This window comes from Streptomyces sp. NPDC079020, assembly GCF_044542225.1.
In the GTDB taxonomy this organism is placed as follows: Bacteria; Actinomycetota; Actinomycetes; order Streptomycetales; family Streptomycetaceae; genus Streptomyces.
In genome coordinates, this window is sequence record NZ_JBITUB010000001.1 from 136,714 (window position 1) to 156,446 (window position 19,733).

At 70.8% G+C, this 19,733-nt stretch carries 15 protein-coding genes and 2 pseudogenes; 8 read left to right on the forward strand and 9 right to left on the reverse strand.

Going from position 1 to position 19,733, the window contains the following annotated elements:
- Positions 1 to 59: 59 nt before the first annotated feature.
- Both ACIGJO_RS00675 and uvrA read right to left on the reverse strand, forming a co-directional pair.
- The gene (locus ACIGJO_RS00675; RefSeq protein ID WP_399949944.1) at positions 60 to 488 is read right to left on the reverse strand and encodes a Rieske (2Fe-2S) protein; all 429 of its coding nucleotides are present in this window, start codon (positions 486 to 488) and stop codon (positions 60 to 62) included.
- 240 nt (positions 489 to 728) lie between these two features.
- Positions 729 to 3,767, reverse strand: a complete 3,039-nt coding sequence (gene uvrA, locus ACIGJO_RS00680) for an excinuclease ABC subunit UvrA (protein WP_399949947.1) — start codon at positions 3,765 to 3,767, stop codon at positions 729 to 731.
- 174 nt (positions 3,768 to 3,941) lie between these two features.
- On the opposite strand from uvrA, the gene ACIGJO_RS00685 reads away from it, so the two are divergent.
- Both ACIGJO_RS00685 and ACIGJO_RS00690 read left to right on the forward strand, forming a co-directional pair.
- Positions 3,942 to 4,631 carry a maleylpyruvate isomerase family mycothiol-dependent enzyme gene (locus ACIGJO_RS00685; protein WP_399949950.1) on the forward strand — a complete coding sequence of 230 codons (690 nt, stop codon included), beginning with the start codon at positions 3,942 to 3,944 and terminating at the stop codon, positions 4,629 to 4,631.
- A gap of 10 nt (positions 4,632 to 4,641) precedes the next feature.
- Positions 4,642 to 5,295: an MBL fold metallo-hydrolase gene (locus ACIGJO_RS00690; RefSeq protein WP_399949953.1), complete on the forward strand. Its 654-nt coding sequence runs from the start codon at positions 4,642 to 4,644 to the stop codon at positions 5,293 to 5,295.
- A 535-nt stretch (positions 5,296 to 5,830) separates the two neighbouring features.
- On the opposite strand, the pseudogene ACIGJO_RS00695 reads toward ACIGJO_RS00690, so the two are convergent.
- Positions 5,831 to 5,944, reverse strand: a pseudogene (locus ACIGJO_RS00695) (transcriptional regulator); the annotation flags it as partial.
- Between the two features lie 181 nt (positions 5,945 to 6,125).
- Between ACIGJO_RS00695 and ACIGJO_RS00700 the strand changes: the two are divergent.
- From ACIGJO_RS00700 to ACIGJO_RS00710, 3 genes and pseudogenes are all read left to right on the forward strand, one after another.
- The gene (locus ACIGJO_RS00700) at positions 6,126 to 6,665 is read left to right on the forward strand and encodes a hypothetical protein (RefSeq protein ID WP_399949956.1); all 540 of its coding nucleotides are present in this window, start codon (positions 6,126 to 6,128) and stop codon (positions 6,663 to 6,665) included.
- A 499-nt stretch (positions 6,666 to 7,164) separates the two neighbouring features.
- Positions 7,165 to 7,947, forward strand: coding sequence for a heliorhodopsin HeR (heR, locus tag ACIGJO_RS00705; protein WP_399949959.1), 783 nt, complete (start codon positions 7,165 to 7,167; stop codon positions 7,945 to 7,947).
- 297 nt (positions 7,948 to 8,244) lie between these two features.
- Positions 8,245 to 8,430 (forward strand): annotated as a pseudogene (locus tag ACIGJO_RS00710) (MBL fold metallo-hydrolase); the annotation flags it as partial.
- 215 nt (positions 8,431 to 8,645) lie between these two features.
- Here the strand turns inward: ACIGJO_RS00710 and ACIGJO_RS00715 are convergent.
- The 5 genes from ACIGJO_RS00715 to ACIGJO_RS00735 all read right to left on the reverse strand — a co-directional run bounded on the left by ACIGJO_RS00715 (position 8,646) and on the right by ACIGJO_RS00735 (position 15,942).
- Entirely contained in the window at positions 8,646 to 9,650 is a 1,005-nt protein-coding gene (locus tag ACIGJO_RS00715) for a TerC family protein (protein ID WP_399949963.1), read from the reverse strand.
- Positions 9,651 to 9,926: 276 nt separating this feature from the next.
- Positions 9,927 to 11,966 carry a TerD family protein gene (locus ACIGJO_RS00720; RefSeq protein WP_399949967.1) on the reverse strand — a complete coding sequence of 680 codons (2,040 nt, stop codon included), beginning with the start codon at positions 11,964 to 11,966 and terminating at the stop codon, positions 9,927 to 9,929.
- A gap of 223 nt (positions 11,967 to 12,189) precedes the next feature.
- Positions 12,190 to 12,768, reverse strand: coding sequence for a TerD family protein (locus ACIGJO_RS00725; protein ID WP_329942296.1), 579 nt, complete (start codon positions 12,766 to 12,768; stop codon positions 12,190 to 12,192).
- A gap of 132 nt (positions 12,769 to 12,900) precedes the next feature.
- Positions 12,901 to 15,030, reverse strand: coding sequence for an excinuclease ABC subunit UvrB (gene uvrB / locus ACIGJO_RS00730; protein WP_399949972.1), 2,130 nt, complete (start codon positions 15,028 to 15,030; stop codon positions 12,901 to 12,903).
- Positions 15,031 to 15,069: 39 nt separating this feature from the next.
- The gene (locus ACIGJO_RS00735; RefSeq protein WP_399949975.1) at positions 15,070 to 15,942 is read right to left on the reverse strand and encodes an MHYT domain-containing protein; all 873 of its coding nucleotides are present in this window, start codon (positions 15,940 to 15,942) and stop codon (positions 15,070 to 15,072) included.
- Between the two features lie 214 nt (positions 15,943 to 16,156).
- Here ACIGJO_RS00735 and ACIGJO_RS00740 point away from each other — a divergent pair, with 214 nt between their 5' ends.
- The 3 genes from ACIGJO_RS00740 to ACIGJO_RS00750 all read left to right on the forward strand — a co-directional run bounded on the left by ACIGJO_RS00740 (position 16,157) and on the right by ACIGJO_RS00750 (position 19,295).
- Positions 16,157 to 17,050, forward strand: coding sequence for a glycerophosphodiester phosphodiesterase (locus ACIGJO_RS00740; protein ID WP_399949979.1), 894 nt, complete (start codon positions 16,157 to 16,159; stop codon positions 17,048 to 17,050).
- Between the two features lie 146 nt (positions 17,051 to 17,196).
- Complete coding sequence (locus ACIGJO_RS00745; RefSeq protein ID WP_399949982.1) at positions 17,197 to 17,742, forward strand: methylated-DNA--[protein]-cysteine S-methyltransferase; 546 nt, start codon at positions 17,197 to 17,199, stop codon at positions 17,740 to 17,742.
- Positions 17,743 to 17,885: 143 nt separating this feature from the next.
- Positions 17,886 to 19,295 (forward strand): MFS transporter, encoded by a 1,410-nt coding sequence (locus ACIGJO_RS00750; protein WP_399949985.1) that lies wholly within the window; start codon positions 17,886 to 17,888, stop codon positions 19,293 to 19,295.
- On the opposite strand, the gene ACIGJO_RS00755 is transcribed toward ACIGJO_RS00750, so the two are convergent.
- A complete protein-coding gene (locus ACIGJO_RS00755) occupies positions 19,285 to 19,647 on the reverse strand; it encodes a cupin domain-containing protein (RefSeq protein ID WP_399949988.1) in 363 nt (120 codons plus the stop codon). The genes ACIGJO_RS00750 and ACIGJO_RS00755 overlap by 11 nt on opposite strands.
- Positions 19,648 to 19,733: the final 86 nt, after the last annotated feature.

Sequence of the window (19,733 nt, forward strand, 5' to 3'; positions counted from 1 at the left end):
GACCGGGGGCGACCGGGCCTGGGAGTGAACGGGGCCGGGGAGCGGCCCCGGCAGGCCTGTCAGGCCTCGGGGCCCACGACGAGCTTGCCGCCCTCGGCCGTGACCGGGACGGAGGGCAGCGGCACCGTGGCGGGGCCGTGGAGCGCCTTGCCGGTGGTCATGTCGAAGCGGCTGCCGTGGCAGGGGCAGTGGCCCTCGGTGCCCTCGACCTTGTCCAGGACACAGCCACCGTGGGTGCACTGGGCGCTGAACGCCTTGTACTGGCCCTTCGCCGGGCAGCTCACGACGACGCGCTGCTCACGGTAGAGCTTGGCACCACCGACGGGTACCGCGTCCGCGGCACCGAGGTCCACGGGGGCGGTCGGCGTGGGCGTCCCGGCGTGGCCGAGCTTGGAGTCGGTCGAGCAGGCGGCCACGCCCAGCCCGGCGGCACCGGCGAGAGCGGCACCCTTCAGCACGGTACGGCGGGCGGCGGGCTGGCCGGGCATGCGGTCTCCACGGGTCGGTGTTCGGAAGTGGTGCGGGCGGTCGCCGGAGACGACCGGTGGCAGCGGCGCCACGGTTCCCGGTGACAGAAACGACGATACCGGCGGAGACCGGCGGCTCTGCGGCCGGGCCGGACATGGCCGGACAGCGGGCCCCGCCACCGGCCGGAGGGCGCGCCGGGCCGGTGGCGGCGGTGGTCCTCGTTTCCGGGCCACCGCCGCCACCGGCTCATGGCACGACGGTCACGCCTTGCGGGCGCGGGCCGTCTTCTTCGCCGCTGTGCTCTTGGCGGCCGTGCTCCTGGCGGCCGTGGCGGGCGCGGCCTTGGCCGTCCTGCCTGCCGCCGCCTTGCCTGCCGCCGTCTTCTTGGCCGCGGTGGCGGCAGCCGCCTTCCGCACCGGCTTGCGGGCCGCGGGCAGCGCGGCCTCGCTGATCCGGTCCGCGTCCAGGATGCCCTGGAGGAACTTGCCGGTGTGGCTGGCGGGAACCGAGGCGACCTTCTCCGGGGTGCCCTCGGCGATGACCAGACCTCCGCCGTTGCCCCCTTCGGGGCCCATGTCGATGACCCAGTCCGCGGTCTTGATGACATCGAGGTTGTGCTCGATGACGATCACCGTGTTGCCCTTGTCGACCAGGCCGGACAGCACCTTGATCAGCTTGCTGATGTCCTCGAAGTGCAGACCGGTGGTCGGCTCGTCCAGGACGTAGACCGTGCGGCCGGTGGAGCGCTTCTGGAGCTCGCTCGCCAGCTTCACCCGCTGCGCCTCACCGCCGGAGAGCGTCGGCGCGGACTGTCCGAGCCGGACGTATCCGAGGCCCACCTCGTTGAGCGTGCGCAGATGGCGGGCGATCGTCGGGACGGCCTCGAAGAACTCCAGGCCCTCCTCGATCGGCATGTCCAGCACCTCGGCGATGGACTTGCCCTTGTAATGGACCTCCAGGGTCTCCCGGTTGTAGCGCGCTCCGTGGCAGACCTCGCACGGGACGTACACATCGGGCAGGAAGTTCATCTCGATCTTGATGGTGCCGTCGCCGGAGCAGTTCTCGCAGCGGCCGCCCTTGACGTTGAAGGAGAAGCGGCCCGGCAGATAGCCGCGCACCTTCGCCTCCATGGTCTCGGCGAACAGCCTGCGGACATGGTCGAAGACCCCGGTGTACGTGGCCGGGTTGGACCGGGGCGTACGGCCGATGGGCGACTGGTCGACGTGCACCACCTTGTCGACGAGGTCGTCGCCGTCGACCCGGGTGTGCCGGCCGGGGACCGACTTGGCACCGTTCAGCTCGCGGGCCAGGTGCGTATAGAGGATGTCGTTGACCAGGGTCGACTTTCCGGACCCTGAGACACCCGTGACGGCCGTGAGGACTCCGAGCGGGAAGGAGACGTCGATGTCCTGGAGGTTGTTCTCCCGGGCGCCGTGCACCGTGAGACGGCGGCCCGGGTCGACCGGGCGCCGGATGTCGGGCATCGGGATCGCCCGCTTGCCGGACAGATACTGGCCGGTGATCGACTGCTTGTTGGCCAGCAGCTCCTTGAGCGAGCCGGAGTGGACCACCTTGCCGCCGTGCTCACCGGCGCCGGGGCCGATGTCGACGACCCAGTCGGCGACCTTGATGGTGTCCTCGTCGTGTTCGACGACGATGAGGGTGTTGCCCATGTCGCGGAGCCGGACCAGGGTCTCGATCAGGCGGTGGTTGTCCCGCTGGTGGAGCCCGATGGACGGCTCGTCCAGCACGTACAGCACGCCGACCAGACCGGAGCCGATCTGTGTCGCGAGCCGGATGCGCTGGGCCTCACCGCCGGACAGGGTGCCCGCCGCCCGGTTCAGCGAGAGGTAGTCGAGGCCGACGTCGACGAGGAACCTGAGCCGCTCGTTGACCTCCTTGAGCACCCGCTCGGCGATCTTCTTGTCGCGGGCGTTGAGCTTCATCCGGCCCAGGAACTCCGCGCACTCGCTGATCGACATCGCGGAGACCTCGGCGATGGACTTCTCCATCACCGTCACCGCGAGCACGATCGGCTTCAGCCTCGTGCCCTCACAGGTCGGGCAGGGCACCTCGCGCATGTAGCCCTCGAAGCGCTCACGGCTGGAATCGCTCTCGGCCTCGGAGTGGCGCCGCTTCACGAACTGCACCGCGCCCTCGAAGGCGGGGGTCGTGTAGGCGCGCTCGCGGCCGTACCGGTTGCGGTACCGCACCTCGGTCTGGATCTTGTGGCCGAAGAGCAGGGCCTTCTTCGCGCGCTGGGGCAGCCCGGCCCAGGGGATGTCCGTACGGAATCCGAGGGCTTCGGAGAGCGCGCCGATCAGCCGTCCGAAGTACTCCTTGGTGTGGCCGTGCGACCAGGGGTGGATCGCCCCCTCGTCAAGGGACTTGTCCTCGTCCGGGACGATCAGCTCCGGGTCGACCTCCATGCGCGTACCGATGCCCGTGCAGTCGGGGCAGGCGCCGAAGGGCGAGTTGAAGGAGAAGGAGCGGGGCTCCAGCTCCTCGAAGGAGAGGTCGTCGTACGGGCAGTAGAGGTGCTCGGAGTACATCCGCTCGCGCTCGGGGTCGTCCTCGGGGAGGTCGACGAAGTCGAGCACGACCATGCCGCCGGAGAGGCCGAGCGCGGTCTCGACCGAGTCGGTCAGCCGGCGCTTGGCGCTCTCCTTCACGGTGAGGCGGTCGACGACCACCTCGATGGTGTGCTTCTCCTGCTTCTTGAGCGCGGGGGGCTCGGAGAGCTGGATGGTCTCGCCGTCGACCCTGGCCCTGCTGTAGCCCTTGGTCTGCAGATCGGCGAAGAGGTCGACGAACTCGCCCTTGCGCTCGCGCACCAGCGGTGAGAGGACCTGGAACCGGCTGCCCTCGGGCAGGCCGAGCACCTTGTCGACGATGGCCTGCGGCGACTGGCGGGAGATGGGCCTGCCGCACTCCGGGCAGTGCGGCTTGCCGATCCGGGCGAAGAGCAGCCGGAGGTAGTCGTACACCTCGGTGATGGTGCCGACCGTCGAGCGCGGGTTGCGCGAGGTCGACTTCTGGTCGATGGAGACGGCGGGCGAGAGGCCCTCGATGAAATCGACGTCCGGCTTGTCCATCTGGCCGAGGAACTGCCGGGCGTACGAGGAGAGGGACTCCACGTAGCGCCGCTGGCCCTCGGCGAAGATCGTGTCGAACGCGAGGGACGACTTGCCCGACCCGGAGAGCCCGGTGAAGACGATGAGGGAGTCGCGGGGGAGATCGAGCGAGACGTTCTTGAGGTTGTGCTCGCGCGCGCCACGGACGATGAGACGGTCGGCCACGCCGGTCCGCACCTTTCTTGGGGAAGCGGGGGAACTGAGCCCCTCTCCCAGGGTATGGGGGGCGCCACAGCGATGGAGGAGGCTTTCGACTCCGAGCGTATAGCACGCGCATTCGATTTACGGTCGCCCTCGGACTCCTTCACCCGAATGAGTGGCGGAGCTAGGCTCGGCCGTATGAACGATCATGCGCACGACCTGGGAGCTGTACGCGAGGCGACCGAACGACTGCTCAGCGCAGCGGGCACATGGGACGACGCCGCTGTCACCGAGCCGTCACGGCTGCCCGGCTGGAGCCGGGGCCATGTACTGGCCCACCTGTCACGTAACGCCGACGCACTGGCAAATGTTCTCCGGGGTCTCCCGATGTACGCGAGCAGCGAAACCCGCGACCGGGACATCGAGCGCGACGCCCCGCGCCCCCTCGCCGAGCAGTTGGCCGACCTCCGGGACAGCGGTGACCGCTTCCTCGCGGCGGCGGCGGAACCGGGCGACCGGTCCCGCACCGTCACCCTGCGCAACGGCGTGACGGACTCCGCGTCCCGGGTCCCCTTCCGGCGCCGGATCGAGCTGGAGCTGCACCACGTCGACCTGGGCGTCGGTTACGAGCTGGAGGACCTGCCGGACGAGTTCGTGACCCGGGAGATCGCCTTCCTCACCGACCGCTTCGCCGGGCACCCCGATGTCGCGGCCACCGCCCTGACCGACGAGGACGGCCGCGACTGGTCGACGGGCGGCGGTGCGGAGGGCGCCCCGGCGGCCGTCCGGGGCCCGGCCGCCGAACTGCTCGGCTGGCTCTCCGGGCGCCGCGACGGCTCCGCACTGACCGTGACGGCGGGCCCGCTGCCGGCGCTGCCCCCGCTATAGGCTGAGCCGTATGACGTACAGCGGAGCGGTGAAGGTCGGCGGACCTGCGGATGTGCACGAGCTGACGGATCTGATGATCTCCAAGGTCGCCGTCGGCCGGATGAACAACAACGCCTATCTGCTGCGCTGCCGGGCCACCGGCGAGCAGCTCCTGATCGACGCGGCCGCCGAGGCCGGGACCCTGCTCGGGCTGATCGGTGACGACGGCATCGCGTCCGTCGTCACCACCCATCAGCACGGCGACCACTGGCAGGCGCTGGCCGAGGTGGTGGCGGCGACCGGAGCACGGACGTACGCCGGCCGGTACGACGCCGAGGGCATCCCGGTCCCGACCGATGTGCTCGTCGAGGACAACGACACGATCCGCGTCGGCCGGGTCACGCTGACCGCCCGCCATCTGACCGGTCATACGCCGGGCTCCATCGCGCTGGTCTACGACGACCCGCACGGGGCCCCGCACCTGTTCACCGGGGACTGCCTCTTCCCCGGCGGCCCTGGCCGGACAACACATCCGGATGAGTTCGACTCCCTGATGGGCGGCCTGGAGACCAAGCTGTTCGGCGCCCTGCCCGACGAGTCCTGGGTCTACCCCGGCCACGGTAACGACACCACCCTCGGCACTGAGCGGCCCCACCTCACGGAGTGGCGCGCGCGGGGTTGGTAACCGTCCAATGACGACCGCCCACCGCCGTGGTGGACGCGGCCGTCCGACTCGCCGCCTCGCGCGGTGCACCGCTGCTGCTGATCGCGGTGCTGCCTCCACCGCCGCCCAGGACCAAGACCGTCCACCCGGACTTGATGGCGGTCGGTGCGGCGGTCGGGCGGGCCCTGCCGCGGCTGGCCCGCGCGGGGATCGCCCATCGGTCGGCCGTCTACCACCGTCCCGCTGTGCGCGGCGGCGGGCGACTGCATGCGGCGAAGGCACTGCTGGACACGGCGGTCCTTAACGGCTACTCGCTGCTGGTGGTATCGCGCAGCGGGCCGGCGAGGCTGGATGCGTGCACGGCGATGGAGGCCGCCGCCATCCGTGGCGGCCCGTTCGTGCACGCGGCCCACCGGTGCCGTGGACGCCGCTGGCCGCGTCCTGCCCGCCCCGCTGAGTCTCGGGCAAAAGGAATCGGTCCCGGCCACCCCACGGGGAGAGGGCGACCGGGACCGGCTGCTGCACACTCTGGTGCCGCCTGCCCGGTGAGCGCCGGTTACAAGGCGGTGCGTTCGGAATCGGCGACGGGGGTGTCCTCGCGGTGCAGGAAGGTAGCCAGGAGGTCGCCGACGGGGTGGTCCGCCTCGCTGGGATGACGCAGGGCGACCGTGCCCCCTCACCCTCGGCGTCATCACCGTCTCCATCGCCTGGTCCCTTATCGCCACCCGCGGCGAGGACAGCGACAGCGGCGAAACCGCATCACAGACGGACCACACGTAGCCGCACCCGGCCACCGGCGCCCACGCCTCGACCTCCTCCTCCAGCCCGCACCATCCGGAAGGACGGCCGTCATGACCACCCTCAGCCCCCACCGCCGCAGCACACCCGCCCCGCCCCGCACCTCCCCCGTCCACGCCTACACCGTCGTCGGCGGCCCGGAAGGCGGTGGCGTCCTGGGCATCCTGACCGGCGCCCGCGCCGATGCGGACGTAGCCGCCCACGCGGGCCGGCTCGCCGCCCGCACCGGCCGCAAGGTCACCGCCGCGGTCGCCTTCCGCTCCCGCGGCTTCAGCGTCAACGCCCTACTCCATATCGCCCGCCACCGGCGCCTGACCCACCAGGCGGAAGCCGTTCTCGCACCCCACACCGAGTCCCTCGCCGCAGCCGGTCACTACCGCAATGCCAGCGTCCTGTTCCCCGCCCGCACCAACCTCTTTCACCGCCTACCCGCCCGCGCCCTGGCGCGGTTCGCCGCCCGCATCGGTGCCACAACCGTGATCACTTCCGTGCCCCTCCACCCACCCGGCCAGTACTTCGCCAGAGTCCACGACGCGTCCCGGGCCACATCCCGCACCGCCGATCCGTCCGGACCCCTCACCCCACGTCGTTGAACATCGCAAACGCTCTGCACCCTGGCCCCCCGCGGGCCGGACCAGGGCACAGCCGCCCTGCCCGGTTCAGCCGGGCCGGTGACTGCGCGCAGTCCTACGCGGCTCGCGCACCCAACCGTCATGCCGGCAGCCGGACACGGTGCGGCACGAAGGCGTCGTCCCCGGCACCCGCACTCGACATCGGAGCCCGTCGCCGGCCTGCGCTCTGGTCACCGTCCAAGAACAGACGCCGGGCGCCGGAAGCCTCCAGATCAGCGCCCTGGGAGGACTGTTCGGCGGGCGGTACCCCAGCACAGCGAGCTGCTGTGGTCGTTCGCAACCCCAGCCACACCGTCCCGGGAGAGATCTCGGGGGGCGTCCCGGAGGCCAGCGGTTTCGGCGGATTCCCGGGCGCCACTCGGGCGACTTTTCGGCGGGGCCGTGGCGTGACTGCCGTGATTCCCGGCCGACCGGTACGACCATGCTGACGTACCACGGCACCAGCCACTGGGGAGGACCTGTGGAGCGAGAGGACGGCACATCGGTGGCCACCGGTGTCACCACCGAGCGTCTCACCGGGCTCCGCAGGTGGAACCTGGGGCTCACGCTGCTGCACCTGATCCAGGCCGTGGCCATCGTCCTGCTCGCCGGAAGCTTCTCGATCACCGTGACCTCCTCCGTCCCCGAGGGGCCACCGGGAACGGCAGCGCCCGCCCCGGAAGCGTTGTTCGACGTGCCGATCGGCTGGGCCGTCGCCGTCTTCCTCGCCCTCGCGGCGGCAGATCACCTGCTGACGGCGACAGTGTGCCGCGACACCTACGAACGCGACCTCAGACGCGGCATCAACCGCTTCCGGTGGCTGGAGTACGCGCTGAGCGCAACCCTGATGGTGCTCCTCATCGGCTTCTACGCGGGCATTACCAGCCTCAATGCCGTCATCGCCGTCGTCGGCGCCAACGTCGGGATGATTCTCTTCGGCTGGGTCGAGGAGGTGATGAACCCTCCGGGGCGGGCGAGGACAAGGATGCTGCCGTTCTGGTTCGGGACGCTGGTCGGCGTCACGCCGTGGGTCTCGATCGCGTATAACACCGTCGCGGCCGAGACCGTCCCCGGCTTCGTGTACGGAATCGTTCTCGTCCAGGCCGCCCTCTTCTTCAGCTTCGGTCTCAACCAGTGGCTCCAGTACTGCGGAGTCGGCCGGTGGTCCGACTACGCATATGGTGAAAAGGCCTACCTGGTCCTCAGCCTCGTGGCGAAGTCACTCCTGGCGTGGCAGATCTTCGCCGGCTCGCTGGCTGACTGAACCTCTTCTGTCCGAAACCTCAGCGGCAAGACCTGAACACCCGGACGGCTGCCTCGATGGCATCGGCCATCAGCCGGTCGTACGCGGGGGGGGTTCCTCACCCGAGTGCGCGCTCACATCGTTCTCGACGTACTCGCCGCCGACCTCCCAGCCGTTCTCCTCGGAGAACGGCCGCAGGTCGCTCAGCTGCCGGTTGACGCCCCGTCGACGGTACGCGCGGGTCCCCAGAGATCCGCGCGTAAAGGAAGACGAGGGTACGGCGCGGGGAGCATCCTGGTGTTCAGAGGAACCTAGGACTTCCCCGGCGGGGTCGGTAACACCCGCAAGGACCCGGCGGCCTTCGCGAGCCTGCTCCATGACGTGGAGACGAAGCTGTTCGACCGGCTGCCCGACGAGACCTGGGTCTACCCGGGGCACGGGCACGACACCACGCTCGGTGACGAGCGGCCGCGGCTGCCCGAATGGCGCGCACGCGGCTGGTAGCGGGTGGCGGGCCCGCGCGGGTGGCTGGGGGCCTCGTCCCCGGCCGGCTCGGCCCCGTCCGCCCGACCTGACCGGCTCGGCCCCGTCCGCCCCTCCCACCGCAGCCCCGCCCCGCCGAACGGAAACCGGCCGGGGCGGGCGGACATCTCCGCTCACCCCGGCCGGTACCGGATTCCTCGGCGTCGCCCCGCGGCTGACGCCACCGCCCCTCGGGGTCAGCCGGAGACGCTCTTGCTCTCCTCGTCGGCCTGATCGTCCTTCTTCGCCGCCTCGGCCGCAGCCTGCTTCTTGCTGGCGATGAGGCTGGTGATCGTGGTGACCACCAGCACGGCGCAGATGAAGGCCAGCGAGAACGGGATGGTGACCTCGGGGACGTGCACCCCGGACTCGTGCAGTGCGTGCAGCACCAGCTTGACGCCGATGAAACCGAGGATCACCGACAGGCCATAGCTGAGGTGGACCAGCTTCTTCAGCAGACCGCCGATGAGGAAGTACAGCTGACGCAGCCCCATCAGGGCGAAGGCGTTGGCGGTGAAGACGATGTACGGGTCCTGGGTCAGGCCGAAGATCGCCGGGATGGAGTCCACGGCGAACAGCACATCGGTGGTGCCGATGGCGAGCATGACGACCATCAGCGGGGTCAGAACGCGCTTGCCGTTCTTCCGGATGAAGAGCTTGGTGCCGTGGTACTGGTCGGCGACACCGAAGCGGCGCTCGATCGACTTGAGGAGGCGGTTCTCCTCGAAGTCGTCCTCCTCCTCGTCAGCCCGCGCCTCCTGGATGAGCTTCCAGGCGGTGTAGATGAGGAACGCGCCGAAGATGTAGAAGACCCACGAGAAGTTGGCGATCACCGCGGCGCCCGCGGCGATGAAGATGGCCCGCAGCACCAGCGCGATCAGCACACCGACCAGCAGCACACGCTGCTGGAGGTACGAGGGCACCGAGAACTTCGCCATGATCAGGACGAAGACGAAGAGATTGTCGACACTGAGCGACTTCTCGGTGATGAACCCGGCGAAGAACTCGCCGGATGCCTGGCTCTCGCCGAAGAGCAGCAGGCCGAACCCGAAGAGGACGGCCAGCGCGATCCAGATGACGGTCCAGATACCGGCTTCTTTGGTCGACACGTCATGGGGCTTGCGCCCGATGAAGAAGTCGACGGCGATCAGGGCACACAGACCAAGAATGGTCAGCACCCAAAGAGTCCATGAAACGTCCACTGCGCCTCCGGCAGTTCGCTACGGCTACTGATCAGCGTCGTCGCTGCCGGAGGTCTCTTCCACCTGGGCACACGGGATGCGTGCCTGGGCCGACGCCCCGGGACCGGTCACAGTCCGTACTGACGGGAACGTCGCGTATGGGAGTACTCCCCTCCGTCCAAGAAACAGTACAGGCACTACCAAGAAAAGGTAAAGAGAAGGGTAAAGAAACCGCCAAAATGGCAGGTCAGAGCACTGCCTCGCACTCTGGCCGCAGGCGTTTTCGGGGCGGGAGACTCAGCCGCCGCCCGTGCGCCGGGCGGCGGCCACGGCGGCCAGCACCTGTTCCAGGACGCGACTGCCCGGCGGCAGCCTCAGCGGCTCGTACGTCCAGGCATGGCCGACCCAGGGGTCGGCGAGGTGGTCGTCGGCCACCGGGGTGATCCGCAGCAGGGAGCGCCACAGCGGGTCGAGCACCGGACCGTACGCGCCGGCGTCCTCCCGGTCCGCGACCATCAGCAGATGCACTCCGACCGCGGGGCCCTCGTCGGCCAGGTAACGCAGCTGGGTGACGGCCCGGTCGTCGAAACCGTGCGGGAAGTCGTTGACGATGAGGAGGTGCTCACCGGTGTCCAGGTCGGGCGGGAGGGAGTCGGCGGCACCGGCCCGGACCGCCATCTGCACCAGGTCGACGCGCCGGGTGAGATGCGCCAGGACCGAGGCCACTCCCCCGGGTCCGGCGGCCGGCGGCCCTGCGAGGACTCCCGCGCCGACCAGGGGCGCGAGTGCCCCGGACGCCGAGCCCGCCGGGTCGATGACATGCACCGAGAACTCCCCGGCGGGGTAGACGGCGAGCATCCGGGCGGCATGACCGACCGCGCTCTCCATGGCGAGGCGGCGCAGGCTGTCGGTGTCCGTCAGCGCGGCTGCCTCGGAGGCCGTGCGGCCGCTGTCGACCCATATGCCGCGCTCCAGGGGCAGCCGTACGAGGAGCGGGATGCGCAGGTCGGTGCGCTCGGGCAGATGGAGGTCACCGATGCGCAGGGCCATCGGAATCTCCATCGGGACGCGGTAACCGTGCCAGACGGGGTTGTCCCAGCCCGCGTAGGCGGCGGGGAGCGCGGGTTCGACGACGGCGGCCTCGGCGACGAGCTGCGCGAGGTCGCGGTCCAGGGCCTCGCGCGCCCGGCCGGTCAGCTCGTCGCGCTTGGCCAGGGCCGCCTCGCGGGCCCGGTCGCCCGTGCCGCCGATCCGGTTGCGCGGGTCGGACAGGGTGCGGTCGAGCTCCTGCTCCATGCGGGAGTCGGCGAAGTCCACGGCGCTGCGGTAGGCGGCGGTGGCACGGGCCAGATCCTCGAACATGCCCCAGATCTGGTTGTAGAGGCGCTCGTCCATCGACCAGCCGCTCGCGTCCCCGGCGACGGGCGGCGCGGCCTGTCCGGGCGGGGCCTGAGGCGCCGCGGGCGGGGGCGGCGGTGCGGTGCTCCGGCGGCGCGGGTGCGCGTAGTTGATCGGTCCGCCCGGCGAGGCGGCCGCCGTGGCACCGGGCGCGGTCGCCGCGGCCGTGGCGGGGTCGGCCGGCGGCTCGGCGGGCTGCGGGGCGGGCTGCGGGGCCGGGGGCACGGCCGCGGGCCGGACTGCCGGGGAGGGCGCGGCGGCGGGCCCGGGGTCGCCCGACGAGGCCGCGGCGGCGGGCCGGGGGGCCGGGGAGGCCGAGGGTCCCGCCGCGTGGCGGGCCCGGTCTCCGTCCGGGGTACGGGGCGGTGGCGGCGCCACGGAGCGGGCCATGCCCCGGGCGACCGCTTCCTGGATCGAACCGGCCAGCTCCGCGGCTCCCGCCAGCCCCTGGTCCGCGAGCATCTCCGCCAGTCCGGCGGCGTAGCCCTGGCCGACGGCGCGGACCTTCCAGACTCCCTGCCGGCGGTAGAGCTCCAGGGCGCTGACGGCGGTCTCGGAGTCCAGACCGGTGAGCGTGAAGGTGGCGATCTCGGTGCCGTCCAGCCCGGTGACGGCCACGAAGGGCGCGGCGACGGCACCGAACCGCACCGGACCGCCGACGCCCACGGGGAGGGCGAGCAGCACGGTGACACGGTGGACCGCGTCGGGCAGGGCGTCGAGGTCCACGGCGAGCCGGTGGCCCGCGGCGGCCTGCTGGGACACCTCAAGACCGGGGAGCCGGGGCGATCCGGGGTGGGCGATCCACTCGATGCCGTGCACCGTGCCCTGTTCGTCGCCGAGGGTGGCTCCGGCCACGACGGGGGAGCCCGCCGATACCCGGATCTCCAGACGGGTCTGGGGCAAGGTGTGGTTCTGCCCCCGGACCAGTTCGGCCGTCATTCCTGCCCTGTCCCCTCGACGATCGGCTTGTGGTGCGGTGCTGCTCGGTGTGTGGTTCGCATGGGTTTTCGCGGTGTCGCGGTGTCGTGCGATGTGATGCAGCTCCCGGCGGCGGGGCCTCCGGGAGCTGCTCGTACTGCTGGTACTCGTACCGCTCGTCGTACTCGTGCCGCCGCGGACCGGACCGTGCCGCGTGCGCCGTGTCCGGTGCCGTGAGCGGCCCCTACAGGTGCGGCAGGATCGAGGGCATCAGGTCCTGGAACGTGCGGCCGTTGGCCGGGTTGCCGAGGGCGGTCATCTGCCACCCGCTCCCCGCGCGGTGCACCTTCGCCATGATCTGGGCGGTGTACTGTCCGCCGCCGTCGAGCGTGTAGCGGGCGAGCTCCTGGCCGTTGGTCTCGTCGACGATGCGGCAGAAGGCGTTCTGCACCTCCTGGAACGTCTGCCCGGTGAAGGAGTTCACCGTGAAGACGATCTGGTCGATGTGGACCGGGACGCGCGCGAGGTCGACGAGGATCGCCTCGTCGTCGCCGCCCGAACCGGCGCCGCCGACCAGGTTGTCGCCGGTGTGCTTCACCGAGCCGTCATCACTGACGAGGTGGCGGAAGAACACGACATCGACAGGCTGCTTGTCGGCGAACAGCACCGCCGAGGCATCCAGGTCGATCTCGCGGGTGCGCGAGCCGAACAGTCCGCGGCGCGGAGCCGCCTGCCAGCCGAGCCCCATCCGTACCGCGGTCAGGGTCCCCCCGTCGCTCTTCTGCAGGCTGATGGCCTGACCCTTGGTCATATTGACCGTCACGCGCTGTCCCCTCTCCGCATTGCCCCGCATCCGTCCGTGTGCGGTTTCCCCGCACCCTACGCAGTCCGCCCGGGCCCGCAGCAGGTTCGGGCCGTTTTTGTGTCGGTCCTGCAACACACCGGACCGGCGTGGTCAGGCGAGGCCCGCTTCCCTCATCTGCCGCAGCTCCTTCTTCAGCTCGCCCACCTCGTCGCGCAGCCGGGCGGCCACCTCGAACTGCAGGTCGGCAGCGGCCGCCCGCATCCGCTCGGTCATCTCCTCGATGATTCCGGCCAGCTCGGTCGCGGGCCGGTCGCTGAGCACCGCGCCGTTCGACGCGGCACCGCCCCGCGCTCCGCCCTTGGCCGCCTTGCCGCCCAGCGCCGGAACCGGGGCCTTGGCGCCCTTCGTCTGCCGGTAGCCGGTGCCCAGGAGCTGCTCGGTGTCGACCTCCTCGCGCGCGATGGTCGCGACGATGTCGTTGATCTTCTTGCGCAGGGGCTGCGGGTCGATGCCGCGCTCGGTGTTGTACGCGATCTGCTTCTCGCGCCGGCGGTTGGTCTCGTCGATGGCCTGCGCCATGGCCGGGGTGATCTTGTCGGCGTACATATGGACCTGGCCGGACACGTTACGGGCCGCACGTCCGATGGTCTGGATGAGCGAGGTGCCCGAGCGCAGGAAGCCCTGCTTGTCCGCGTCGAGGATGGCCACCAGCGAGACCTCGGGAAGGTCGAGGCCCTCGCGCAGGAGGTTGATGCCGACCAGGACGTCGTACTCACCGGCGCGCAGTTCGCGCAGGAGCTCGATACGGCGCAGCGTGTCGACGTCGCTGTGCAGATAGCGGACCTGGATGCCGAGCTCCAGGAAGTAGTCGGTGAGGTCCTCGGACATCTTCTTGGTGAGGGTGGTGACCAGGACCCGCTCGTCGCGCTCGGTGCGCGCGCGGATCTCGTGCACCAGGTCGTCGATCTGGCCCTCGGTGGGCTTGACCACGACCTCGGGGTCGACGAGCCCGGTGGGGCGGATGATCTGCTCCACGAAGCCGTCGCCGCGCGAGAGTTCGTACTTGCCGGGGGTGGCGGAGAGGTAGACGGTCTGGTCGGTCCGCTTCAGGAACTCCTCCCACTTCAGCGGGCGGTTGTCCATGGCGGACGGCAGCCGGAACCCGTGGTCGACGAGGGTCCGCTTGCGGGAGGCGTCGCCCTCGTACATCGCGCCGATCTGCGGCACCGTGACGTGCGACTCGTCGAGGACGAGCAGGAAGTCCTCGGGGAAGTAGTCGAGGAGGGTGTTGGGGGCGGTGCCCGGGGCGCGGTCGTCGAAGTGCATCGAGTAGTTCTCGACGCCGGAGCAGGTGCCGATCTGGCGGAGCATCTCGATGTCGTACGTCGTGCGCATGCGCAGCCGCTGGGCCTCCAGCATCTTGCCCTGCTTCTCCAGCTCGGCCAGGCGCTGCTCCAGCTCCTGCTCGATGCCGCTGACCGCCTTCTCCATCCGCTCGGGACCCGCGACGTAGTGGCTGGCGGGGAAGACGTGGAGGGACCGGTCCTCGCTGATGACCTCTCCGGTGAGCGGGTGGAGGGTGGAGAGCGCCTCGATCTCGTCGCCGAACATCTCGATGCGGACGGCGAGCTCCTCGTAGACCGGGAAGATCTCGATGGTGTCGCCGCGCACCCGGAAGGTGCCACGGGCGAACGCCAGGTCGTTGCGGCTGTACTGCATCTCGACGAAGCGGCGCAGCAGCCGGTCGCGGTCGATCTCCTCACCGACCTTGAGCTGGACCATCCGGTCCACGTACTCCTGGGGCGTGCCGAGGCCGTAGATGCAGGAGACGGAGGCGACCACGACGACATCACGCCGGGTGAGCAGCGAATTCGTCGCGGAGTGGCGCAGCCGCTCGACCTCCTCGTTGATCGAGGAGTCCTTCTCGATGTAGGTGTCCGACTGCGGTACGTACGCCTCGGGCTGGTAGTAGTCGTAGTACGAGACGAAGTACTCGACGGCGTTGTTGGGCAGGAGCTCGCGGAATTCGTTGGCGAGCTGGGCGGCGAGCGTCTTGTTCGGCGCCATCACCAGGGTGGGGCGCTGCAGCTTCTCGATCATCCACGCGGTGGTCGCCGACTTGCCGGTGCCGGTGGCGCCGAGCAGGACCACGTCCTTCTCATCGGCGCGGATGCGCCGCTCCAGCTCGGCGATGGCCGCCGGCTGGTCGCCGCTGGGCTGGTAGGAGCTGACGACCTCGAAAGGCGCCACCGAACGTTCGATCTTCGAAACGGGCCGCATGCAACCACCGTACGACCCCCCACTGACAACGGGGCCGGTTCAGCGGTACCGCGGCGGCCTGGTATCCCTGCGGCCAGGGGTTTCATGGGTCGCGCGGCGCGGCTGGGCGGCCACGGCCCCGGGCCGGCCGGTGCCCCGGACGCCCCCGCCGTTCCGTCGGCCCTCCCCGCCGGGCTCTCCCATGACCACCAGGGGGTCGAACATCACGACCACCGCGGCCAGCAGCAGGAAGACGGCCGGGCCGATCAGCATCGGGACGATCAGTGTGGCGGGGGTGTCCCCGGCGACGGCGCCGGTGGGGGCGTCGGCATGCAGGTGAACGTCGAGCGCGGCCATTCCGGTGTAGTGCATTCCGCTCACCGCGACACCCATGACCAGGCTCGCACCGAGGCTGGCCGCGAAGCCGTGGACGGAGACGGCCGCCCAGAGCGCGGCGGTAGCGGCCACCACGGCGATGACGACGGACAGGGACACGGTGAGCGTGTCGTACGCGAACTGTCCCTGGAGCCGCATTCCCGCCATGCCGAGGTAGTGCATGGAGGCCACCCCGAGGCCGGTGATGGTGCCGCCGGTGATCAGTGCCATGCGGGTCGCGCCGCGGTAGCCGACAATGAAGATGCCGACACCGACCATCACGATCGCGACAGCCAGGCTCGCGAAGGTGATGGCCTTGTCGTACGTGATCGGCGCCCCTTCGACGGTGAACCCCATCATCGCGACGAAATGCATGGTCCAGATACCGGAACCGATGGAGGTGGCCCCCAGGGCCAGCCAGCCGGCCTTGAAGGACTGTTCCGTTCTCAGGGACCGGGTGGTGCAGCGCAGTCCCAGCGCGGCGCCGAGGCAGGCCATGAGAAATGCCGCGACCGGGGTGACGAGGCCGTAGCTGAAACCGTCCACTGTGCCCTGCATGCTGGTACGCCCTTCACGGAAGCCCGGGTTCGGGGGTGACCCTAAGGGGCGAGGCCCGGCAGACAAACATAAGAGCGGCATTTTATCGACATGGAGATCCGCCGGTGACCCGGTACCGGGGATTCCGTTCACGTCGTGGCCATCGGCGCCCTGTTCTCCGTTGGTGATCGGCTGCGACTCTCTGCGTGTCCGCATCTCCGAGCGAGGAGTACACGTGTCCGTACGCACCGCAACCGCCTCCACCGCCGTCGCCGCCCTGCTCGGCGCCGGCGCTCTGCTGCTGCCCGCATCCCAGACGCAGGCCGCCGACCGTCACGACAGTCGCGGCCGTCACGACAGCCCGGTCGTCTTCGCCCACCGGGGGGCCTCGGCGTACGCGCCGGAGAACACCCTGGCCGCCGTGGACGCCGCGGACGACCTGGGCATCGACTGGGTGGAGAACGATGTGCAGCTCACCAAGGACGGTGAACTGGTCGTCATCCACGACACCAACCTGAAGCGGACGACGAACGCCGAGGAGGTCTACCCCGACCGTGCCCCCTGGGCGGTCAAGGACTTCACCGCCGCCGAGATCGCGAGACTGGACGCGGGGAGCTGGTTCGGCGCGCAGTTCGCGGGCGCCCGGGTACCGACGCTCAAGCAGTATCTGCACCGGGTCGAGCGCAACCGCCAGAAGCTGCTGCTGGAGATCAAGAGCCCGGAGACCTACCCCGGCATCGAGCAGGCCACCCTGCGGGTGCTGCGCAAGGAGGGCTGGCTCGACCGCCGCCATGTGAAGCACAAGCTGATCATCCAGAGCTTCGGCGGCGACAGCGTGAAGAAGGTGCACACGCTCCGTCCCGACATCACCACCGGCTTCCTGGGCACACCGGCGGTGGCCGATCTGCCGTCGTACGCGGCGTTCACCGACCAGATCAACCCCTCGTACTCCACGATCAGCGCGGACTACGTGGCGGCCGTCCACAAGCTGAAGGGCGCGCACGGCAAACGGCTCCAGGTGAACACCTGGACGGTCAACGACGCGGCGAACGCGGCCAAGGTCCATGAGTTCGGGGTCGACGGCATCATCACGAACTTCCCCGACGTGGTGCGTGACGCCACGCGCTGACGCCGGACACTGACGCCGGACACTGACGCCGGACGGACAGGGACGGACGGCCGGGACGCGCGGACGGGGACGCGCGGGAAGGTGCTGGGAGTGGTGGTGCGGCCGTGGATGCCGCGTTGTCAGTGGCCGGTCGTACCGTGGTCGGCATGAACAGCAACGAGCAGGCCGTGGAGTGGTCCGTCGTACCGAGCGACATCGGACCGCTGTTGCTCGCCGCCACCGGCACCGGGCTGGTGAGCGTGATCTTCCACGCCGCACCCGCCGTCCGGGACCAGGCGCTCGGCCGGCTGCGCACGCGACTCGGCGCGGAGCCGGTGGAGGTTCCCGGCTCCGCGCGGCTCGCCGCGCCGATACGCCAGCTCGCGGCCTATTTCGCGGGCGGGCTGCGGGAATTCACGCTGGAGCTGGACTGGTCGCTGACCTCCGGCTTCCACCGCGAGGTGCTCCGGGAGCTGGCGTTCGGTGTGCCGTACGGGACGGTCGTCGGGTACGGCGAGCTGGCCGCGCGGGTGGGGCAGCCGGGGGCGGCGCAGGCCGTGGGGGCGGCCATGGGGTCCAATCCGCTTCCGGTGGTGGTGCCGTGCCACCGGGTGGTGGAGAGCGACGGCGGGCTCGGCGGCTTCGGCGGCGGGCTGGAGACCAAGCGGCGGCTGCTCGCCCTGGAGGGGGTTCTGCCGCAGCCGCTCTTCTGAAGGGACGCCCCGGGGCGGACAGCCGCCGCTTGGGCCGGCAGCCGCCGTTACGGCCCCGTGGCCGCCTCGTCCCATCGGCGTGTGGCCGACGGGACACCGAAACCGCCTTCGTACTCACGTACGGGTGATGGCACACTTCGCCGGTGACGACCCCCCGCTCCCTCCCCGCGGTCACCGCCGCCGACCTGCCCGCGCTGCAGCGCAGGACATCCGCCGTCCTCATCGCCAGCCAGATGCTCGGCGGCCTCGGCGTGCCCATCGCCATCGCCCTGGCCCCCGTCCTGGCCACGGAGGTGAGTGGCTCCGAAGCGTTCTCCGGTCTCGCCTCGACCGCCTCGGTGGCGGGTACGGCCCTGCTGTCACTGCCGCTGGCCGCGCTGATGACCGCACGGGGCCGCCGACCCGGCCTGGTGGTCGCCTATCTGATCGGTGCGCTCGGTGCCGGCCTGGTGGTGCTCGCCACCGTCGTGAGCAGTTTTCCGCTGCTGCTGCTCGGCATGGCCGCCTTCGGCGCCGGCTCCTCGGCCAATCTCCAGGCCCGGTTCGCCGCGGCCGATCTCGCGGGCCCGGACCGGCGGGGCCGGGCGATCTCCACCGTCATCTGGGCCACGACGATCGGCTCCGTGCTCGGCCCCAACATCACCGCACCGGCGGGCCGGCTCTTCCGCGGTACGGCCGTGCCCGAGAACGCGGGCCCGTTCCTCATCGCGGCGGCCATCTTCCTGCTCGCGGGCCTCGTGGTCGCGGTACTGCTGCGCCCCGACCCGCTGCTCACGGCCCGCGCGCTGGCGCCGGACGACGGCCCCGCCGCCGGAAAGCGTTCGCTGCGGACCGCCGTCGCCGCCGTCCGGGCCGCACCGATGGCCCGGCTCGCGCTGGTGACCGTGGCGGTCTCGCACACGGCCATGGTTTCGATCATGGTCATGACCCCGGTCCATCTGGGCCGGCACGGTGCGGACCTCCAGTTGATCGGGCTGGTCATCAGCGGCCATATCGCGGGCATGTACGCGTTCTCACCGGTGATGGGCTGGCTGTCCGACCGGCTCGGCCGGCTCGCCGTCATCGGTCTGGCGGTCGGCCTGCTCGCCTGTGCCGCGCTGCTGGCGGGCACCGCGGGCCACCGCGACGGACAGACCGCCGCCGGCCTGTTCGTGCTCGGGCTCGGCTGGTCGGCGGGCATGATCGCCGGTTCGGCCCTGCTCACCGACTCGGTGCCACCGGCCGCCCGCGCCGCCGTGCAGGGTCTGTCGGACCTGACCATGAACACGGCGGCGGGCGTCGGCGGCGCGGTGGCCGGGGTGATCGTCTCCCAGTGGGGCTACGGCCCGCTGAACGCGATCGGCGCCTGTCTGCTGCTGCCGATGGCCGCGCTCGCCCTGCGCCGGAGCCTGCGCCCGGACAGCGACCGGGCCCCGGACCCGAACGACGGACAGGCCGCGGACCCGGACGGGAATCGGGCCGCGGACCGGGCAGCGGACCCGAACGGGGAACGGGCCGCGGGCGGCCGGGCGGCGGGCCCGGCCGCCGACCGGAACCGGCGCCTCAAAGACTGATGTGGTAGGCCTTGCGCAGCGTCTCGTGCACCGTCCACGTCGTACGGTCGCCCTCCCGCAGCACACAGGCGTCCCCCGGCCCCACCTCGAGCGTCCCGCCGCCCTCGACCACGACCGTCGCCCGCCCGCTGACGACCACGAACAGCTCGTCGGCCTCGGTGTCGGTGACCACTCCGGGCGTGATCTGCCAGATGCCCCGCACCTGCTTGCCGTCCGGGGACTCCCACAGCACCTTGCCCGTCACCACCGGGTCACCCGAAACGATCTGCGCGGGATCGAGAGGTTCTGGTTCCAGTTCGGCATCCGGGATGTGCACGGAGAAGGAGGCGGGAGCCTGATCAAGTGTCGTCATGGCCGGTCACCCTAGCCGCCGCTCCCGGAGCCCCGGCCACCAGGACCGGCGGAGAGGGCCCGCCTCGACCGGCGGAGAGGGCCCAC